The following is a 21323-nucleotide window of genomic DNA, read 5'->3' as shown; positions in this document are numbered from 1 at the left end:
GAACCGCCCCGGGTTCGGTAGAGACTTCATATTGCGGTTGTGACCTGGGGTTTCGTGGTCGCGCGGTAGTAGTTGGTCTCGTATTCGACGGGTGGGATGTGCCCTATTTCACCGTGGAGCCGGCGGTGGCAGTACCAGTCCACCCACTCCGCGGTAGCGAGCTCGACCTGGGAAAGAGTCCTCCAGGGGCGCCCCGGTTTGATCAGCTCGGTCTTGAACAGGCCGATCGCGGACTCCATGAGGGCGTTGTCGTAGGCGTCGCCGACCGAGCCGATCGAGGCGGCGATGCCGGCGGCTGCCAGGTGCTCGGCGAGCCGGAAGCTCGTGTACTGCGACCCGGCATCGGAATGATGTATCAACTCGCCGCGCCGGTGGGAGTGTTCATCGCGGTCGCGTTGCCACAGGGCCATGTCCAGAGTGTCCAGGACGAGCTTGGTCTCCTTCGATGTGGCAGCGGACCAGCCGACGATCCGGCGGGAGAAGGTGTCGACGACGAAGGCGACGTAGACGACCCCCGACCAGGTCTTGACGTGGGTGAAGTCGGCGACCCAGTAGCGGTTGGGGGCCGACGCGACGAACTTGCGGTCCAGCAGGTCCGGTGCCCGCTCGACGCTGCTGTCCTGGATCGTGGTGATGACCTTCCTTCCGCGGACGGCGCCGGTGATGCCGAGCTCGCGCATGAGACGTTCGACGGTGCACCGGGCCACGGTGTGGCCCTGTCGGTGCAGCTCGCGCCAGACTTTCCTGGCGCCGTAGACACGGTAGTTGGCCTCGTGGACCTCGGTGATCGCGTCCTTGAGGACGGCGTCCCGCACCTGTCTGGCCGAAGGTTCGGCGGCGCGTTTCTTCGCCGCGTAGTAGGTGGAGGGGGCGATCTTGCAGTCGTGCTCGGCGAGTACGCGGCAGATCGGCTCGACACCGCCGAAGCGGGCCCGGTGCTCGTCGATGAACGCTACGAGCGTGTGTGGCCGGTCGAGCTCGGCCGCGAAGAAAGACGCCGCAGCCTTCAGGATGTCGTTCGCGCGGCGCAATTCGGCGTTCTCCTTCTTCAACGCCTTCATCGCCGCGGACTCCTCCGACGTCGTGCCCGGACGCTGCCCGGAGTCGATCTCGTCCCGCCTGACCCAGTTCCGCAGGGTCTCGGCCGAACCGATACCGAGCTTCTGGGCGACCGCCCGCACGGCAGCCGACTCGTTCGGGTAGTCACCGCGGACCTCGCCGACCATACGAACCGCTCGTTTGCGCAGCTCAACGGGATAAGAGGAAGGGCGTGCCATGACTCAATCCTTTCACGGAATTGAGTCTCCACTCGACCCGGGGCGGTTCAGTGACCGTGGACGCGAAACTCCCCGCTCTGACCCCCGGCACCTACACGATTCTCTGGACCATGACCGACCTGGGCGTCAGCCTGTTCAGTCAGGCCGGTGTACCGGGCGCGGCGGTGAAGATTTCCGCAGTCAACATCCCTCCATACCTGACGGACCTCGCGCCGGCGAGCGGCGGTGTGACGGACTCGTTGACGCCGACGTTGTGGGCGCAGGGCAAGGACGACGACCGGTACCCGAAGTCGGCCCTCGAGTACACCTTCGAGGTGTGCGAAACGGCGGGCAGCGACGCCCGCAAGAACTGCAAGTCCGGTACGCGCAGCGCCCAGCGGGCGTGGGCGGTGCCTTCCGGCTGGTTGTCCTGGGGCAAGACGTATGCCTGGTACGCCTATGTGTACGACGGGAACGCGACGTCGGTCCGCCCCGGTGCGAGCTTCTTCAGCACGCAGGTTCCTCAGCCCGCCGTGACGAGCCACCTGGGTGGGGCGGAAGGTTCCGGCGAGATGGGCACCCGCTCCGGGAACTACGTGACCGCTGCGACCGATGCGGCCATGGTGACGGTCGGCCCGGAGCTCTCGGTCACCCGGACGTACAACTCGCTCGATCCCCGCACCGCGAACACGTTCGGTTCCGGTTGGTCGACGAGGTGGGACATGGCGCTGAGGGAAGAGCCGCTCACCGGCACCGTACTTATTACGCGGTCCGACGGTTCCCAGGTCCGGTTCGGACGGAACGCGAACGGCACGTACGCCTCTCCGTCCGGTGACACGCAGACGCTCTCCGCCGAGACCGGCGGATGGGTACTGCGGGACAGCTCGGCGACGACCTATCACTTCGTGACCGGTGGCAGGCTTGCCTCGATCGTCGACGGAGCCGGGCGCAAGCAAAATCTCACTTACGGCTCGACGGGTCTCCTCGATGTCGTGACGGACCAGTTGTCGGGCCGTTTCCTGAAGTTCACCTGGTCCGGTGGCCGGGTCTCCCAGGTGACGACCAGCGCCGAGACGTCCGGCACGCCGGGTCTGACGTGGACTTACTCGTACACGGGAAATCAGCTGACGAAGGTCTGCTCGCCCGATTCGGCCACGGAATGCTCTTCGTACACCTACGAGGACGGGTCGCTCTACCCGTCGATGGTTCTGGACGCGGGACCGGTGTCGTACTGGCGGCTGGGAGAGCGGGAGGGGTCCGTCGCCGCGAGCGAGGCCCCGTCCCGGACAGGTCTGAACGACGGGATCCACCGTGACGTGGTACTCGGGCAGCCGTCCGCGCTCAGTGGCACCACCGACCCGGCAGCCGGCTTCGACGGAACGGACTCCTACGTCGAACTTCCCGACGGACAGATCGACGCGTCGACTTTTCTCGCGGTCGAGCTGTGGTTCAAGACAACCAAGCCGGGCGTCCTCGTGGGCTTCCAGGAAGGACGGCTCGACGAGGGCAAGCCCGCCCACTACAGCCCGTTGGCCATAACCGCCGACGGAAAGCTGCGCGGACAGTTCGAAGTCACCGGCCAGGGCGTGACAGCCATGACTTCCACGGCGACGGTCACGGACGACAAGTGGCACTACGCAGTCCTCAGCGGGGCCGGCACCACGCAGTCTCTCTATCTCGACGGCACCAAGGTCGGAACCGTCAGCGGCCCCATCAACCACTACGACAAGAGCTATGCCTACCTGGGGGCAGGCTATTCGAGTGCGACATGGGACGGCATTGACGCAGGTCTGCGCTACTTCACCGGCCAACTCGACGAGGCTGCCCTCTACCACCACCCCCTTGATGAAGCCACCGTCGCCGCGCACTACGCCGCCCGCGCCGCAGTCGGAAGAATGACGAAGTCCACCCTCCCCTCGGGCCGACTCCACGCCACCGCCTCCTACGACCAGAGCAGCGGCCGCCTCACCGACTACACCGACGCCAACGGCGGAACGTGGAAAGTCTCCAACCCCACGTACTCGGCAGGCTCAGTGAGCTACGCCGACGCGGTCAGGGCCTCCGGACCGGAGGGCTACTGGAGACTTGGCGAACGCAGCGGAGCCACCGCCGCCAGCGCCATCGATACAGGAACGGACGCTTCGTACGCAGACAGTGCAGAGCTCGGATCGGTCGGAGCCTTCGCCGACGGCGACAACACCGCCGTGACGTTCGACGGGACGACCGAGTCCTACGTGGAGCTGCCCGGTGACCTACCCTCGTCAGCTACGGCGACCACCGTGGAAATGTGGTTCCGGACCGCGAAGCCGGGCGTCCTGCTGGGACTGCAGAACGCACCTCTCGGGGAAAATCCCACGCTCTATCACCCTGTGCTGAACATCGGCGAAGACGGCAAGCTGCGTGGCCATCTCCGCCTCGCAGCTGGCGGAGCCGCGCAACCCATCACTTCGAGTGCCACCGTCACCGACAACGAGTGGCACCATGTCGCCCTCACCGGATCCGGGTCCACACAGACCCTCTTCCTCGACGGCGTCTCCATGGGCAGCCGCAGTGGCGCGCTCACAAGGTCGGGCCTGGACTACGCCTACCTCGGTGCGGGCTACGCCAGCGCCAGCTGGACAGGGATCGCGGCAGCGTCGACCTCCTACTTCAACGGCCAAATCGACGAGCCCGCGATCTACAACAAGTCACTCACCGCCACCACAATTGCCGCGCACTACCGCGCGCGCAACGCCCTCGTCGCCGGAGACGGCCCGCACTACCGGGGCGAAGTCACCGGCGACGCACCGGCCGCGTACTGGCGCTTCGACGAAACCACCGGCACCACCGTACGCAGCGATGTGGCTGCAACCAACAGCAACGGCACATACACGAATACAACCCTTGGTGCCACCGGCATCTTCGGAACCGGCGACGGAACAGCCGCCAGCCTCTCGGGAACCGGCGCAGCTCGCGTGACTAGCAGCATGCTGAGCGGGGACACCAGTCTCTCGGTCGAGTTGTGGTTCCGCACGTCAAAGACCAGCGAAGTCCTTCTCGGGTTGCAGAACACACCACTGGGACAGGTTCCCACCGGCTGGCGGCCCGCGCTCAACATCGACGGCAGCGGCAAACTGCGCGGCGAGTTCTACCTCACGGCCAACACCGGGGCGACCCCGATCACCTCACCCACCGCGGTGAACGACAACAAATGGCACCACGTCGTCCTCAGCGGTGCCGACACCACACAGACCCTCTACCTTGACGGCGTAGCCGTCGGGACACTCAACGGTGCCATCAGCGACCAGGCGCTGGAGTACACCTACATCGGCGCAGGCTTCGGATCCTCCGGCTGGATGGGCCTGGCGAACAACACCTACTACTTCACCGGTGACCTCGACGAAGCCGCCTTCTACACCCACCCGCTGACCGAGGACCAGGTCGCCGACCACTACGAGGCCCGGGAGCGCTCAGGTCTTTCCGCCCTCGCGGCTTCCATTTCCCTCACCGACCCGGCCGGCAAGATGACAACCACCACCTACGACGCCCTGCGGGGCATGCGCCCCACGCGGGACGTGGACGCAGAAGGCTTCGAGACGACGTATGCCTACGACACCGGCGGCTTCGTCCACACCGTGACCGACGCCAACGGCCATGCCACCATCACCGGCCACGACGCCCGGGGCAACGCCGTCACCTCCACTACCTGCCGGGACGCGGACTCCTGCTGGACCTCGTTCTCGGAGTACTACCTCAACACCACAAACGAGCTCGACCCCCGCAACGACAAGCCCGTGGCCGTGCGTGACGCCCGCTCCACCGGCCCGCAGGACAACCGCTACCGCACCACCCTCACCTACACGGACATCGGACAGCCCGACACGACCACGCTCGCCGACGGCCGGACCACCGACCTCGCTTACACCACCGGAACGGAACCAGCAGCCGGTGGCGGCACCACGCCGCCCGGCCTAGTCGCCTCGCAGACCACCCCGGGCGGCGCCGTGACCACCTACGCCTACTTGTCCAACGGTGACGTCGCCGAGACAAAGGCCCCCTCGGGGCTGGTCACCAAGTACATCTATGACGGCCTCGGCAGGAAGATCACCGAGACCCAGGTCTCCGACTCGTTCCCCGCCGGTGTGACCACCACATACGCCTACGACAAGCTCTCACGGATCGTCAGCGAGACGGGCGCACCAGTCAAGAACGAAATCACCGCAGCCACACACACCACGAAGAACAGCTTCCTCTACGACGCGGACGGCAACGTCCTCACCGAGAAGTCCGAGGACACCACCGGCGGCGACCTCGCGCGCATCACCTCTCACCACTACGACACCCACGGCCTCAACGACACCACGACCGACGCCGAAGGAAGCACCACCCTGTTCGAACACGACGCGTTCGGACGACTGGCTCAGGAGACCGACGCCGGAGGCAACACCTACACCCACTCCTACACCGACCGCGGACTCCAGGCCGAGACGGTGCTGAAGGACTGGACCGGCCACCCCGACGGCGGAACTCGCGACCTCGTCCTCACCTCCAGCGCCTACGACCCCGCCGGCCGCCTCGCCTCCACCACCGACGCCATGGGCGCCACCGTCGCCTACACCTACTTCGACGACGGTCTGCCCGCGACAACGACCGCGAAGGCCGTCACCCAGGCAGACGGCACCCGCCACGACATCGTGATCGAGGCCAACACCTACGACGGCGCCGGAAACCTGACCCGCCAGACCGTCGGCGGAGGCACCACCACGACCGACTACCAGGTCGACGCGACCGCCCGCACCATCCGCGAGACCCTCGACCCCGCCGGACTCAACCGGACCACCGCCTACACGTACGACAACGACGACCGCATCACCGAACAGGCCTCCGCCGTCGACGCGTCAGGCAAGACGCAGAAGACCACCGTCGACTACGACATCGCCGGCAACCCCAAGAAGGAAACAGTCACCGACGGGCTCACCACCCACGTCACGACCAACACCTTCGACCAGCGCGGACTGGTCACCTCCAGCGTGCCCCCCAACGGCAACACCGCAGGCACGAACGCGACAGACCACACCACCAACTACCGCTACGACAACGTCGGCCAGCTCGTCGAGACAATCAGCCCGCCCGTCCAAGTCGCCGAGAACGGCAACACCCCGACCACCAGCAGGCCCACGGCCCTCACCGGCTACAACACCTTCGGCGAAGCGACCGAGAACCGCGACGCACGGGGCAACATCACCCGCTCGACCCTCGACCGCCTCGGCCGTACCACCTCGGTAACCCTGCCCACATACACCCCCACAGGCAGATCCCCGATCACCGCGGTAGCGCGGACCACCTACGACGCCCTCGGCCAGGTCACCGCCACGCAGGACCCGCTGGAACGCACCACCCGGTACGGATACGACCAGCTCGGCCAGCTCATCGAACAGACCGACCCGGCAGTCGCCACACCCGTCGCCCAGCTCGGCCAAAACACCAGCGCCCTGACCGGCAGCTCCCTGGCGCTCGACGGAGGACGCGTCACCCGGTCCACCTGGACACCCACCGGACTGCCGCTCTCCGTCACCGGACCCACCGGAGCACGGACCGAAGCCACCTACGACGAGCTCGGCCGGCAGCTCACCGCCACCACCATCGACCGCTACCCGTCCCTGCAGAACCTCACCAGCCGCTACACCTGGGACGACGCCGACAACCAGACCGCATCGGCCACCCCGGCCGGAGGAACCACCCACGGAACCTTCAACCCGGCAGGCCAGCCCCTCACCCTCACCGACCCTGCCGACGGTGTAACCCGGTTCGCCTACGACCGCCTCGGCAGAACGACCGAGACCTACGACCCCACCAACCGCAAGAGCGTCGCCACCTACGACGCACTGGGCAACATCACGAGCGCCACCGACTACGGCACGGGCACCACCGCCCTGCGCACCGCCCGATCCGAATTCGACGCCAACGGCAGCCTCACCGCGACTACATCGGCCACCGGCTCACGCACCGCCTTCACCCTCGACGCCCTGGGCCGTACCACCCAGCAGACCGAACTGGTCACGGACACAACTTCCATCACCACCACGTTCGGCTACGACGCCAACAGCAACCTCACCCGTACCACCGACGGCCGGGGCAATACCACCACCTACAGCTTCACCCCATGGAACCAGCCGGAATCCACCATCGAACCGGCCACCCCCACCTACCCGGACCTCACCGACCGCACGTTCACCACCCTCTACGACGCCGCGGGCCAGAGCGTGACCGATCTACTTCCCGGCGGAGTCAAGCGGGAACGCTCCTACGACACCCTGGGCCGGCTCGTCCAGGAGACCGGAACCGGCGCCGAGGCCCCCACCACCACCCGTACCTTCGGCTACGACCTCACCGACCGCATGGTCTCCCTGGGCAACGACTCCGTCCTCGCCCAGGACACCTACACCTACAACGACCGAGGCCAACTCCTCACGGCCAAGGGCCCGAGCGGCACCTCGTCCTACGCATACGACGCCGACAGCAACCTCACCCAGCGCACCAACGGCAACTGGACCACCGAATACGGCTACGACGGCGCCGGCCGACTCGACTGGCTCTGGGACGAAATCACCGGCAACGACATCTGGTACGAGTACGACGCCGCAGGCCGCCCCACCAGCGAGCGGTACGCGACGCTGCCCGAGGGCTCGACCCAGTGGACCGCCACAGCCCGCCGCTCCTACGACTACGACAGCCTCGGCCGCCTCATCGGAGACCGCGTCACCGACCCGGCCGGAGCCAACCAGAGCACCGCCACCACCTACGGCTATGACCTCGACGACCGACTGACGAAGAAGACCACGGCTGGTGTCGCCGGCGCGGGCGAAAACACCTACGGCTACGACCGTGCAGGCCGGCTCACCTCCTGGACCCGCGGCACGACGACGACCGGCTACGAATGGGACGCCGCCGGCAACCGCACCAAGGCAGGCAACACGGTCTCCACGTACGACGCCCGCAACCGCCTCCTCAACGACGGCACCACCGCCTACACCTACACCCCGCGAGGCACCCTCGCCTCCACCAGCCGGCCCGCCCAGGCCACTCGCCCGCTCGCCTTCGACGCGTTCGAACGCAAGATCACCGACGGCGTCGAGTCCTTCGCCTACGACTCGCTCGACCGCGTACGCGGCAGTGGACAAGCCACCTTCACCTACGACGGCGGCTCCAACGACCTCGCCTCCGACGGCACCAGCTCCTACTCCCGCACCCCGGACGGCACCCTCCTGGCCACAGCCAAGGGGACCACCAGACAGTGGGCACTCACCGATCAGCACACCGACGTCACCGCCGGCCTCTCACCCGACGGAACGGCAGTCACCAGCTCCACGACCTACGACCCCTTCGGGCAGCCGACCGCGACCGACGGCACAACCTCCGCCCTCGGATACCAATCCGGATGGACCGACCCCACCACCGGCGACGTCAACATGGCCGCCCGCTGGTACCAACCCGGCACCGGCGCCTTCTCCTCCCGGGACACCCTTCAACTTGACGTCGACCCCTCCGCCCAGGCGAACCGCTACCTTTACGCCAACGCTGACCCCCTCAACGGCACCGACCCCACCGGACACGGCGCGCAATGCGTATGCGGCGGAGTCCCGATGGGAATGGCGTCCTACACCCCCGTGGGTAGCAGGTTCGGAGGCTTCAGAGGCGGGAAGCCGTCCAAGGGCGGAAGCGCCAAGGGCGGTAGCAAGTCGAGTAGTTCGAAGAGTGGTGCGGGCGGCAGTTCTGTAGGCACGAGAATAGCGTCTGCCTTGAACAAGGCGGCCAAGCAAATCGAGGAGCGGTTCTCCGAAGCCCTCTCTCAGCAATATGGCACGACGAATTACAGCAGTCAGAACCGGCGCATACAAGAGGAACTGCGACGACTGGAGGCCAGTCACACCGCGAAACCACAGAGCGGTGGCTCCGGCGGCGGCGCCTCCGGCCAGCCAACCTCAGCAGGCGGTCGATGCACGTACAGCTGCGGCGGAACCACTACGTACGCGGCCCGACCTTCCGCACCGACCGTCACACGCCCATTGCCTCCGCAGAACCCCAACAGCGGACCGCATCCCGTACCCGCCCCCACCCGCCCTACGCCGAAGCCTGACTGGAACCCCAAGGCTGGCGACTGGAAGCCCAGTGATGGATGGAAGGCCGTAGTCGGCGCACTGAATATGCTTGGCCTCGCCGGACATGACCAGTACGAGCCTGATCAGGGCCCGACCCTGCAACCCGACTCCGATTTTGATGAGGACAGCCCGAAGGACTGCCGCAGCGCGTGGGGAGGTTGGAGGAAGTACGGGCGTGTGGATCCATTGAACGGGAATCGAGCAACAGGTGTGGAAGCGTGTCTCGACAACGTCTTCATCAGCGCAAATAAGGGAACGCCTCCAAATACGAGGGCCGTAGCTCCGCCGGGCTATACTTGGGCGGCGATCAACGCCTCGAACAACGGCAACAGGCCGGCCAAGTTCTGGCGCAATGCTTGCCATCTGCTGGCTGCGCAGCTAAGTGGCGACGGGCTGCGTTATGACAATTTGGCTACATGCTCCCGATCGGCCAATGCGACCCGGATGGACTTGCGAGACCCTGGTCAAAGTCAGAATATGCTGCACTACGAAACCATGGTCAAAAACGCGATAGATGACCAACAGGTGGTGCGATACAAGGTCACTCCTCTTTATTTGGGAAGCAGGGTTGTGCCGTACGCGTTTCGAATGCAGGCCAGTGGTGTTTTCGTTGACGGAACGCCAGGGGTGTATTTTGATGAAGAAGTGCCGAATACGATGTACAGCTTGCGAACCAAGCGGTTCCAGAATTTGGGTCGCACAATCCCGGAAGGTTATTTGAAGTGACCGCATACTTTGAGATCTTGTCCGAATCGTTGACTCACTTTCAGGGGGAGGCAGGGGACAATGTTGATTGGGGTGAGATTGAAAGTGCCTATCGCTTCGAATTCCCCCGGGACTACAAGGAATTCGTAAAAAGATTCGGCGCCGGGACAATCGAGGGAAGCATTGCAACCCTTGTCCCTGTTGTAACTTCTGATCCGATGGTGCGTCGAGTCGCTCATTTGCCGGATGCTGTGCGTGAAGAAAGTGCATTTCGCGTATGGGCTGAAGGTGATGATGCTCGTGCGAGGGGGTATGGAATTGATCAAATTCTTGTCTGGGGCGAAACGGACAGCGCGGATGTGCTCGGCTGGATAGCCTCACGGGATGACCCTGATTCCTGGCCTGTAGTCGTCTACTCGAGAAGCGAGGCGGCTTGGAGCGTTTATTTTTGCGGGATGGTCGAATTTCTAGCAAAGCTGCTGATGGGATGCTTCGAAAAATGCCCAATCAGTGACACTTCACTTGTGGGAATTTCGAAATTGCGCTTTTTGCATGACCGGGATGAGGAGCGCCTCGCGGAAGAAGGAGTTTATCCTTGGAGCGAGGAATGAGGGCTTGTCAGTTTGCCTGACGGTCAGATCAACGCGTCGACCTTCCTTGCGGTCGAGCGGTGGCGCAGGACCGCCAAGCCGGGTGTCCTCGTCGGATTCCAGGGCGGAAGACTCGACGAAGGCGCGCCGGACCAATGGAGTTCGCTGCTGGTCACGCCAGGCAGCGAGCTCCGCGGCCAGTTCGAAATCACGGGGTAGACCGTGACGGCCATGACATCCACCGCGACCGTCATCGACAACCAGTGGCATCACGCCGTAGGCAGTGACACCCCGAGCAGATCGGCAATTTCCTTGCGCCGGCGTCTTTTGCTTGACCACAGCACGATCCGCCCCCGCGTAGCGATGTCTGCAGGAACCTCCCGGCTGTTCAACAACTCCCTTGACTCGGCATCCTGTTCCACGAGATCTCCACGCCGAGAGACCCTGCCACACAAGATCAAGTAACGCTGACGGAATCACGAAATGCTAGGTGCCGAATGCGGCGAGAAACTGATTCCGACTGCCCTACGGTTGTCAGACCGGCCTGGTGCAGCGCCGCGGCTGATCAGATCGCCGTTCCTCGGGGCCAGCCCGACTCCGTAGGGTGGGGAACGGTCGACGCGGGCAGAGCGGTCCGGTATGGCATGAAGGCAGGCGGTGGCGAGCGTGACCGCCCCCAGCCAGCTCTGCGGCAAAGAGTGACGAGCCGACAACGCGAGGAAGGGCCATGGCCAACTTCTGAGTCTGTAACGGCTTGAGCCGCCGTGTATCCCCGCAAGGCGTTGACGACGGACGGGCCCGGTGCGCGGTGACATCCGGTTAATCTGGGGTTGCCTCAACGGATGTTGGTGGAGTCGAGGGTCACCAACTTAGACAACTCGAGTCCCGAGGTTCACCTGAATCCTCAAGCTGCATGTCAGCGCCGCCGAGTAGGACCGCGACACGGCGACGGTCTGGAGGGCGCCGGACGCACCGCTCGCCTCCTTGGGCGGAACGTCGGCCAGGATGGTCGCCGCGAGCGGTGAGTTGAGCCGACCGGCGCCGGCCAGCAGCATCGGGGCCATGATCCCGCTGAAGTAGCCGGTCGACGCGGAGATACGGGGCAGCCACATCGTGTCGGCGGCGAACGTGAGCAGCCCGATGACCACCGGGGTCTTGGAGCTGTATCGCTTGACGAGCCGTGGCGTCAGTGTCCTCGGCACCACGATCATGCCGAGCGACATTGGCAGGAACGCCAGTACGGCCTGGAGGGGGTTCATGTCGGCACGTTCTGCACGAATTGGGTGAGGAAGAAGAATATTCCGAACAACGCGCCGCTGGAGCAGACGAAGGCGAGGAAGCAGCTGGCCCGGTTGTGGCTGACGAACCAGGGCGAGGACGGGCGGGAATCGGAATACGTCTGAAGATCAAAAGAGTATCGAACTTCTCGGTGACCTATTCCCTGGAGAAGAGGTTTACCCCGACCTCGGATATGGGGCATCTGGAGCAAATCAAAATGCCAAGAGGACCAGTAGTAAGTGCTCACGAGATTTTGCGTCCGAGGATCCCTCATTTTACTATGCACCCATGACTCGATTTGGCCCCGGTTTGGATGACTGCAGGGCCACAGGCGCGGTCGCTCATATCGATTCTTTCGATCTTCGGCCGTGGCGCCTCGATCCGAAGTGGAAACCGGCGGGATATGATCGGCTTCCATTGGGGAATAGGGCGGCTCTTCATTTGATAGGAAACCAGATGGGGGGTGCTAGAGATACTCTGCGGAATTTCGTCGCGGGGTATCAATCTCCAGCAAACTCGCCAGACATGCGTGGGCTCGGAAATGACATCACTGGTGCGGTGAAATCGGGCCAGAGGGTAACTCTAGGTGTTCTGCCAATTTACAACGGAAAAGATCCGGCGATTCCTAGCGAGATACGCATGTATGCGGTGGGCGATCAGGGATACCGTCTAAACTGTGTGGTATGTAATCGACCCACTGGTGGGTACTCTTGTACGGAAAGGTCTTCACGTGGAGCTCTCGCGATTCCGTGAAATGTTGGGTGCACCTATGGTCAACGGCGACGTGGATCAAGACTGGAGGGAGGTTGAATCCGTGTATGGTGCTGGATTGCCCGAAGATTATAAGAATTTCGTGTCGGCCTACGGCCCTGGCTGCATTAATGACCAGCTTTATGTTTTTCATCCGAGGGCGTCGAGGGGGGAGCAGGGGTTGCGGTTGTTCTCTCTATGGAGCCAAGTGGCATCTTCGCATCAAGAGCTTTCCCGTCTAGACCCGGATCTATATCCATATTCAGTCTATCCTGCTGATGGTGGGCTTGTGCCGATCGCTCGATCAATTTCCGGCAACCTCGTTTTCCTCTCGCCGGCCAGCGCAAGCGGCGCGGGATGGGGTGTAGCGGTCGAAATGGGGGGTTGGGCAATGATTGAGCAGGGCTTCAGTGATTTCCTCTGGGCGGCCTTGAATGGGGAGCTATTTATTCCGATAATCGAAGGTGCTGCTAAATTTGAGCCGCTTGGAAATGTCGAGTGAGGTAGCTTAGAGGGTGTCTCACGTGGTGAGCTTCGCGAGTCTCTTGTAGCAGGTTAGGGCTGCAGCGAGGCCGAGGAAGGCGAGGAAGTGGCTGCCTTTTCGTTCGTACCGGACGGTGAGGCGGCGGTAGCCGAAGGAGCCAGGAGATCGACCGCTCGATCTTCCAGCGGTGCCGGCCGAGCCGTTCGCCTGACTCGATTCCGGGACGGGTGATCCGTGGGGCGAGGTTCCGGCTGCGGAGCCAGCGGAGGTGTTCCGCTGAGTGGTACGCCTTGTCCGCACGAATCTTCACCACCGGCTTCCTCCGGCGGGGTCCGCGCCGCGAGCGGACAGCGGGTATCCCGAGGATCAGCGGCTGGAACGCCTGACTGTCGTGCAGGTTCGCACCCGACACCGCCACGGCCAAGGGCAGGCCCTGAGCCTCGGACCGCACGTGTAGCTTGCTGCCGGCGCCGAAGCCGTACGCAAACTCCTCGCTGTCCACGCCAACGGTGACCTCGCCTACCACCACACCCGCGAGCACCAGCGCACCTACCCCTACCAGCACGCGCACGGCGTTGACCTCAGCACGGGCTTGGAGGGCGTCCCGATCCGGATAGTGTGGGGTTGTCTTAACGGATGTTGGTGGACACGAATCGCGACAATGTAAACCGGCAGGTCCGTCTGTCGTTCCTCGGGTAGGGCTGCGTCTGCCGTCACTGTAGGAGCGATGTCCGGCCGCACCAATGCCGAAAAGGACACGGCGCCCGACCCGATGGTTGCAGCCCGCCCATCGATTGCGGCCTGCGGGGACCATCTTTCGGCCCCGGGCTCGCCTTGAAAGGCCCGCGTCACAGGTCTACAAAACGACTTTGACGGGGCCCTGGATGCCTCGGGGCGTGACCAGACCTCTCCAGGTACTCGTGATCACCAAGAGGTTGGTGGCGAGGTGCGAGTGACGACGCCGGGAAGTCGCCCGCTCTCAATCTCGTGCCGCGGTAGCGATAGTCCGAAGTGATCTCCAATGACCTTCAGCACTCGGCGCTTCTCCTCGCTGGTTGGCAACTCCTCGTCGGCACCGAGTAGGTCGTCCATGGAGTCCTCCGGAGGGATGACCCCGGCCACCTCCAGCGCCGGACGCAGGAGGTCGGGCTGTGCTCCGGCAGGGTCATAGCCGGCACCCAACTCGAAGTGCAGCTGAACGTCCCCGTCGGCCAGGTACCGGAAGATGGAGGGCGGGTCATCTGGTCGCGGGTCGAAGATAAGGACCTCGGTGCCACGAGACACGGCCGGATCCAGGGCCCATCCTTCGCTCCCCCCGCTCTCCACGATGAACGACCAGTCGCCGCTTCGGCCAAGACGGCCAACGCAGTAGATGTGCGCGAGGTCGACCATGGCTGACGCTTCCGCGACGGTCATGGCGGGGGCGGCCTGGACGAGTTCGTGGTCAGCCATACGTTCGGCGAGCGCCTCTGGGCTCAGGCCCCGGGCGCAGGTGATGTACAGCTCGTTGGCGCTCACGTTCGCTCCGCGCCAGGCTGCTGCAATCCATGCGAGGCCGTCGTCGGGCATGGTTGTTACCTCTTTCTCTTGCAGGGCGGGGCTGGTGGGGCACGGTGTGAAGCGGTGCCGTGCCCCACCAGCGGTCAGTAGCCTGTCACGCCTTGGGTACGGTGCAGGTCACGGTCGTCTTGGATGCATCGCAGTGCGCGAACTGGGGGAAGTCCACCCAGTACGGGTCCTTGTCCAACAGCCGGTACTTGCCCGAGAAGCCTCCGCTGAAAGCTCCGCCCATCGAGGTGGAGTTGATCCATCCCGACATGGCTGAGCGGCCGCACTTCTCCGTCCATGAGGGCGCGGCCTGGCGGACGTCGTCGTACAGGTGCCATTGGCCCTGCGCGACTCGGGTGGCATAGGTCTGCACGCAGTCGTTGCCGGTATCGACTTCGTTCGTGCCACCGGGCATGCCGCCGGAGTTGTAGGTGGAGGCGTAAGCGAACTCGTCACATGACGCCTTGTCGGTCGACTGAATCTCCGGAACGGTGGTGGCGTCCGGGTTGTCGTAGGTTGCCGCCCATCCGTCGGGGCAGATCACCTTCCGGTTGGCGTCCGGGTCGCGGCCAGGTGCGTTCTTGTCCGCGGACGGGAGGAAGAACAGGGGCTTATTGGCTGTCTTGCTCCCCGGGTGGGTGGGAAGCTTGGACTGGATCAACCATGCGTGTGCCACTGCCGGCGGCGTCTTGTCAAAGTTCATCACCCACGTCGGAATGTACTTGTAGAAGGCGCATCCCGGAGTGGAGGATGAAATCTTGTCGCAGCGGATCTGCGCGCCATCAGCTTGCCACCGAGTGGCAGACGCGTTCGCCACGGGCGAGTAGGCGCTAATCTTCGTCGACAGGTCCAGCGTGTCTGCGCTGTTCGCGGCGCTCCAGGTGTGGTCGATCTTCCCGATCGCCGTGTGCGAGAACGGATCGGCAGCCGACCACTCCAGCGCGCCATCCCAGGATTGTGAACCGTTCGAACACACGTCAGCCGTGATGCAATCGAACCGCACGTCCAGTGTCACCGAGACGAATTTCGGGTCGATCTCCACTGGGACGAGGATGAGTTGCTGCGTGAAGGTCGCAGAGGTCCCCGACAACTTCACTTCCTGGCCCGGGAGTGTTCAATGATCGGCGGATCCGATGATCAAGGAGACGCCAGATGAGCGACACCACCATCGAGCAAATACCGGGCAGTGAGGCGGCGGAGGCCGTGCCGGCGAGTGACGAGCAGTTGGTCGCGATGCTCGTGGACCGGGCCCGCAGCGAGGGCCTGCAGCTGACCGGGGAGGGCGGGCTGCTCCAGCAGCTGACGAAGCGGGTGCTGGAGTCCGCCCTGGAGGGCGAGATCACCGATCACCTCGGATACGAGAAGCACGATGCCGAGGGCCGGGGCAGCGGCAACAGCCGCAACCGGACCCGGGCGAAGACGGTGCTGACCGATGTCGGCCCGGTCGAGGTCAAGGTCCCCCGGGACGTGGCCGGTTCGTTCGAGCCGCAGATCGTCAAGAAGCGGCAGCGGCGCCTGTCCGGGGTGGACGAGATGGTGCTGTCGCTGTCCGCGAAGGGCCTGACGCACGGCGAGATCTCCGCCCACCTGGCCGAGGTCTACGGCGCGAGCGTGTCCAAGGCCACCATCACTACGATCACGGACAAGGTGATGGACGGGATGGCGGAATGGTCCAACCGACCGCTGGACTCCGTCTATCCGGTCCTGTTCGTCGACGCGATCAACGTCAAGATCCGGGACGGGCAGGTCGCCAACCGTCCGATCTACGTCGTCATGGCAGTGACCGCCGAGGGCCACCGGGACATCCTGGGGATCTGGGCCGGCGACGGCGGCGAGGGTGCGAAGTACTGGCTGAGTGTGTTCACGGATCTGAAGAACCGGGGCGTTGATGATGTTCTAATGCTGATCTGCGACGGGCTGAAGGGCCTGCCGGAAGCGGTGGAGACCGTCTGGCCTCGAACGATTGTCCCGACCTGTGTCGTTCACCTGCTGAGGAACAGCTTCCGGCACGCGGCCCGCCAGGACTGGGACAAGATCGCCAAGGCGATCAAGCCCGTCTACACGGCCCCGAACGAGGCCGCCGCGACCGAGCGGTTCAGCGAGTTCCAGGAAGCCTGGGGGAAGAAGTACCCGGCGGTCATCCGGCTCTGGGAGAACGCCTGGGCCGAGTTCGTGCCCTTCCTCTCCTTCGACGTCGAGATCCGCAAGGTCATCTGCTCGACGAACGCGATCGAGTCCGTCAACGCACGCATCCGCAAGGCCGTCCGCGCCCGCGGGCATTTCCCCAACGAGGCCGCAGCCATGAAGTGCGTCTACATGGCCCTGATGAGCCTGGACCCCACCGGCAAGGGCCGCAAGCGGTGGACCATGCGCTGGAAGGCACCCCTGAACGCCTTCCAGATCGCCTTCGAAGGCCGGCTCACCCCGGCCGCCAACTGAACCCCCCCAAAAAAACTGGATCAGCCGTCTACTGGACACACCCGGACGGGGGCAGGTGTCGCGAGCGCGCCAGGAGTTGGGCCTGGGAAGCCCTTGCTGCTTCGGGGCCAAGGCTCGTGATCCGAGAGACAGCGCCTAAGTCAACGGACGGGGGGACGCGAACGAGTCGCGGGTGCCGGAGCGAGGGTGCCTGCATCGGTCGGATGGCAGCGGGCTGTCGCGTGGTCCGGTCGTCGGCGGCGCCAGTGAGCTGGGTTGTGCAGTCGGCCAGCTTGGCGAGGGCGTCGAGTCCGACGCAGGCTGACAGGTGGATGGCCCATGCCGCGTGTTTGAGGGCAGAGCTGCCAACCGGTGTCCCGGAGTGGTTCGTCCGGCCTTGAGGTGAAGGTGAGCGCGGGATGTCGATGTGGGCGAAGTGGGCGAACTTGCCGGTGCTGAAACCGCGGACGGATACGGGCTCGGAGCCGGGGAAGAGGTGGCCTCGCGGGCCGGGGTTCAACTCCTCTAGCGTTCGTGCTGGCGGTTCTCCTGCAGTAGCCGCCCGCTCTGCTCCTCAGGCCAATCGGGTCGAGCAGTCATCCGCCGCGTGTCTGGAAAGCGTCGTGGCGGAGGTCTGCCGCATTGCCTAACTCGTAATACTCACGAACTCTGGAAAGCTTGCCACGGTGGCGGGCGTTTGGGGGATGTGATGGTACGCCGGGCAGTACGCGATGGCAGTGATCCCAAGGCTGTCCGTGACACTCGCGTATTGGTCAACTGTCTTCAGGAGTTGGTACGAGGCGCTTATCAGCCCGTCAGGAACTGCGGCAAATATCCCGAGATGGTGTGGCATGCAGATGTTCCAGAGGGACTCGTCCGGCGCGCGAGGGACGCTGACTCTCGCATCATGGTGGTGAGGCACCATCCGCCCCCGGAGGCACCGCGGTTGCCGGCGATTCCGCAGGGACGCGTATCAGTCGAGGCCGCTGCGACCGTCGCCTTGGAGCCTCCCAGCCTGCTCGAAGTCATGGTGCGAAGGAATTCGACGAGACCGTCGGTGGCGTATCCGGCGCCCCAGATGCACAGCCAGTGGTCGACGATCTCGGGGATATTGCAGACCTGTTGGACGGCGTCCTCGTTCTCGACGAGGACGATGCCGTCAGCGTCGCAGCCCTCGGCGGCGCCGCATACCGCGAACGCCGGAGCCCCTCGCAACCGCGAGGAGCCCCGGCCCACTTCTCATGTCAGGTCATTGCCTCATGGGTAGGCGACCACGTTGCTGGGAGTGGTGTCCGAGGCGGTCACCGCCCCCACGTCGTTGATGACGTGGGTGATGGTGCCCACGCCGCCGAGTGAGACCGTCAGAGCGTTGTGGAACTTCACGCCGGGAGTGTTGGGCACTTCGAAGGCGTGGTAGCTGTTCACCGCGGGGTTGACGTTGAAGTAGCAGTAGCTGCCGAGTCCCCACGCCTCGTGGGTGGTGACGCCCGCGCCCACCTTGTAAGCGGCGTATCCGTTGACCCCTGCCGCGCTCATCCACACGGCCTGATTGGGCACGTCGTACGGCATCTCGTTCTGGAAGAAGATCGTCTTGCCGTTCTGGCCGTTCCAGACGACTTCGTGCTTCTGGTAGTGCTCGACGAAGAGACCGGTCGCAAGAACGCTGCCGCCGTTGACGATCACGCCGGTGTCCGCCGTGTTGGTCGTCCAGCCGAAGCTTCCTGCCTTGCCGTGGTCGGCCCGCCAGGCCCAGATGTGGTCGATGATCACGTTGTTGCTGTTGACGATCAGGCTGGTCGTCGCCTTGCCGGCGATCTGGCCGCCGATCCGGAAGAACACGTCCTGGATGGTCGTCGGGTTGCCCGCGTGGCTCGCGGACGATCCGGACGGGCCGACGGTCAGCAGCGCCGCCGAGTTGGTGGTTCCGGCGTCGATCAGCAGGCCCTTGAGACGGACTCCGTCCACGTCGGCGACCTGGATCGCGTTGACGCCGTTGTCCGGGACGAAGGTCGGGTAACCGATGCCGAGGACGACCGTGTTGGGCCGGGTGATGTTCAGCGTCTGGTTCAGGTGGTAGACGCCCGGCGTGACGAACAGGTTGCAGCCCTGGGAAAGGGCGTTGTTGATGGTCGCGGCAGTGTCGCCGGCCTTGACCACGTAGAACTGGCTCATCGGCTGAGAGGTGCCGGGAGTGCTGCCGTTCGCCCAACTCGCCCCCGACGCGTTGGTGCGCAGCGACGGAAGGAACACCCGGTATTTTCCGGCGCCGTCGACGTACAGATACGGCACGTCACGGGAGACCGGGGTGGTGGCCAAGGTGGTCTCGGGCGGGTTGGGGAAGGTGTTCGCGGGAGCACCGGCGGTGCCGGAGAAGACCATGTTCCACACGCCGCCGGCCCAGCTGCCCACGTTACTGTCCCGGGTGTACCACTGCTGCTGCGAGATGGACGCCGCCTGGCCGCTGACTTTGGTGTCGGCGATGTAGCCGCCGCTCGCCCAGCCGTAACTGGCCGGGTAGAGCTGCAGGTCGCCGCGGACGTCGATCCGGCGGAACGGGGCCGCCTGGGCCACGGCCCAACGGTTCCCGCCCACCGGATTGATGGCCAGATTCTCGGCCGAGCGCCAGAAGTTCTGCGTCGCGTTGCCCGCGTCGGAGGCGTTGAACGCGTCCACGGTGACGTGCCCGTTGATCGTCACGTCGCCCGGATTCTGCCCGAGACCCGCCACCGAGGTGTAGTAGCCGACGTTGTCGTCGACGGCGTACGTACCCGGCTTGAAGAGCTGTGCCACCCGGTTCTCGCTGAACTGCGCGGAGGCGGTGTCCTTCATCTGGGCGAACTGCGCGTCGAGCTGCGCCTGAATGGTGGCACTGGACATGCTCGGGTCGTAGATGTGGACGTTCGGGCCGAAGTCCGGCGTGTCCGACTGGGTGGGGCAGCTCGCCGATGCGCCGATCGTGTAAGTCGCGCTGGCGACGGCGGAGTCGGCGAGTCCGGACTTGATGGCGATGGCCTTGATGGTGGAAGTGGCCGTGACGCTGATCGGCGCGCTGTACAGAGTGGACGTCGCGGTGGGGGTGGAGCCGTCACGCGTGTAGCGGATGCTCGCGCCCGCGGTCGCGTCGGCGAGCGTCACGCTCTGGGCCGATGCGTAGGTGCCCGCTGCGGGAGTGAAGGTGGGTGTGGCAACAGTGCCGGTTCCACCACCGCCCTGGGTGTACGTGAAGTGGGGTGTGTCGTACTGCGGCCCGCTCTTCTCGTAGGTGAACCAGTACTCCAGGACCGTTCCGCCGGCGAGCGAGCCGACGGTCTGGGTCCACGTGCCCGCATTGTTGGTCATACGGACGTTCTGTTGGTTGGCGCTGTTGACCAGGTAGTGCACATCGACGTAGACCGCGGACGTGGTCGGTGTGAACGAGATCTGAGCTTGCGTGGAGCTCAGTTGAGTGACGCTCTGGGTGTAGTCAGGCTCGGCTGCCGAGGCGGGAGCGGCGCTCTGATCGAGCCCGAGCAGTCCGACGAGCGCGAGGAGGAGCGCACTCAGCAGAGCGATGACGCGGTGCTTCGGACCTGGCAGGGGTCTCGTGCGGCCGGGCGGGACGGTAGTGCGCATGGGGGGAGAGTCCTTTCACCTGGTTTCGTGAAGTGAACACCGGATCAACGCGGAAGACAGGGCGCAGACGGTCTCGTCTGCGCAGAGCATCGCCTTGACAACTCTGCAGACCTTTGAATCAACCTCTTGAAAACGCTCTCAATTTTCGGATGGGCGAGGTGCTGGGTTCGTCAAGGAAGTGTTGAGTGACAGCGGTGACCCGTCAAGAAGATGCACAAGCTTCAAGTCTTGAACGCCTACTGCACGCCAAGCCGCTTCCAACTACGGCCACAAGAGGGGTGAGTTCGCGAGTCGTCGCACCTGGCAGGAGATCGACTTCCCAGGACTCGGATCCTGCACGGAGGGTGCTCTGTCAGGATGTCGTGATCCGCCCATGTGCACGAGGTGCCGCGGCGTACGGTGCGGTTCGCACGGTGGTGACGCGCTCGTCCGTCCGACCGCCTCCACCGAGCGGCGACTTCCACCCGGTCCACCCGGTCCCGACCCTCCACCAGCGCGCCGACACCTTCCGCAAGGCGCACGGGTTCCTGCGCGCCCGGCGCCA

12 protein-coding genes are annotated in these 21323 nt (G+C 64.7%); 6 read left to right on the top strand and 6 right to left on the bottom strand.

Translation table 11 applies throughout. The features are described 5' to 3' along the window. Positions 1-26: 26 nt before the first annotated feature. On the bottom strand, positions 27-1277 hold the full coding sequence (locus tag OHA55_RS33165) for an IS3 family transposase (RefSeq protein WP_266713540.1): 1251 nt from the start codon (positions 1275-1277) through the stop codon (positions 27-29). 56 nt (positions 1278-1333) lie between these two features. Between OHA55_RS33165 and OHA55_RS33160 the strand changes: the two genes are divergently transcribed. The 3 genes from OHA55_RS33160 to OHA55_RS33150 are packed head-to-tail and all read left to right on the top strand — an operon-like array spanning position 1334 to position 10908. Beyond that, complete coding sequence (locus OHA55_RS33160) at positions 1334-10120, top strand: LamG-like jellyroll fold domain-containing protein (protein WP_266713538.1); 8787 nt, start codon at positions 1334-1336, stop codon at positions 10118-10120. Next, a complete protein-coding gene (locus OHA55_RS33155) occupies positions 10117-10710 on the top strand; it encodes an SMI1/KNR4 family protein (RefSeq protein ID WP_266713536.1) in 594 nt (197 codons plus the stop codon). Before OHA55_RS33160 ends, OHA55_RS33155 begins: the two co-directional genes overlap by 4 nt. 12 nt (positions 10711-10722) lie before the next feature. Further along, positions 10723-10908: a hypothetical protein gene (locus OHA55_RS33150; protein WP_266713534.1), complete on the top strand. Its 186-nt coding sequence runs from the start codon at positions 10723-10725 to the stop codon at positions 10906-10908. Positions 10909-11558: 650 nt separating this feature from the next. Here OHA55_RS33150 and OHA55_RS33145 read toward each other — a convergent pair. Beyond that, positions 11559-11948, bottom strand: coding sequence for a hypothetical protein (locus OHA55_RS33145; RefSeq protein WP_266713532.1), 390 nt, complete (start codon positions 11946-11948; stop codon positions 11559-11561). 307 nt (positions 11949-12255) lie between these two features. Between OHA55_RS33145 and OHA55_RS36620 the strand changes: the two genes are divergently transcribed. Together OHA55_RS36620 and OHA55_RS33140 are read left to right on the top strand one after the other, a co-directional pair. Then, positions 12256-12720, top strand: coding sequence for a DNA/RNA non-specific endonuclease (locus OHA55_RS36620; protein ID WP_353963495.1), 465 nt, complete (start codon positions 12256-12258; stop codon positions 12718-12720). Next, entirely contained in the window at positions 12698-13219 is a 522-nt protein-coding gene (locus tag OHA55_RS33140; protein WP_266713530.1) for an SMI1/KNR4 family protein, read from the top strand. Before OHA55_RS36620 ends, OHA55_RS33140 begins: the two co-directional genes overlap by 23 nt. Here OHA55_RS33140 and OHA55_RS36615 read toward each other — a convergent pair. From OHA55_RS36615 to OHA55_RS33130, 3 genes are all read right to left on the bottom strand, one after another. Beyond that, the gene (locus tag OHA55_RS36615) at positions 13188-14015 is read right to left on the bottom strand and encodes a transposase (protein WP_353963494.1); all 828 of its coding nucleotides are present in this window, start codon (positions 14013-14015) and stop codon (positions 13188-13190) included. The genes OHA55_RS33140 and OHA55_RS36615 overlap by 32 nt on opposite strands. Positions 14016-14125: 110 nt before the next feature. Next, positions 14126-14770 carry a DUF6461 domain-containing protein gene (locus tag OHA55_RS33135; protein ID WP_266713528.1) on the bottom strand — a complete coding sequence of 215 codons (645 nt, stop codon included), beginning with the start codon at positions 14768-14770 and terminating at the stop codon, positions 14126-14128. An 85-nt stretch (positions 14771-14855) separates the two neighbouring features. Next, the gene (locus OHA55_RS33130; RefSeq protein ID WP_266713526.1) at positions 14856-15791 is read right to left on the bottom strand and encodes a hypothetical protein; all 936 of its coding nucleotides are present in this window, start codon (positions 15789-15791) and stop codon (positions 14856-14858) included. A gap of 191 nt (positions 15792-15982) precedes the next feature. Between OHA55_RS33130 and OHA55_RS33125 the strand changes: the two genes are divergently transcribed. Further along, a complete protein-coding gene (locus OHA55_RS33125) occupies positions 15983-17188 on the top strand; it encodes an IS256 family transposase (protein ID WP_266713594.1) in 1206 nt (401 codons plus the stop codon). Between the two features lie 1236 nt (positions 17189-18424). On the opposite strand, the gene OHA55_RS33115 is transcribed toward OHA55_RS33125, so the two are convergent. Continuing rightward, positions 18425-20506, bottom strand: coding sequence for a chitobiase/beta-hexosaminidase C-terminal domain-containing protein (locus OHA55_RS33115; RefSeq protein ID WP_266713592.1), 2082 nt, complete (start codon positions 20504-20506; stop codon positions 18425-18427). Positions 20507-21323 lie beyond the last annotated feature (817 nt).

The organism is Streptomyces sp. NBC_00102, assembly GCF_026343115.1.
Classification (GTDB): Bacteria; Actinomycetota; Actinomycetes; order Streptomycetales; family Streptomycetaceae; genus Streptomyces.
This window is presented reverse-complemented; position numbering and strand designations above follow the sequence as displayed.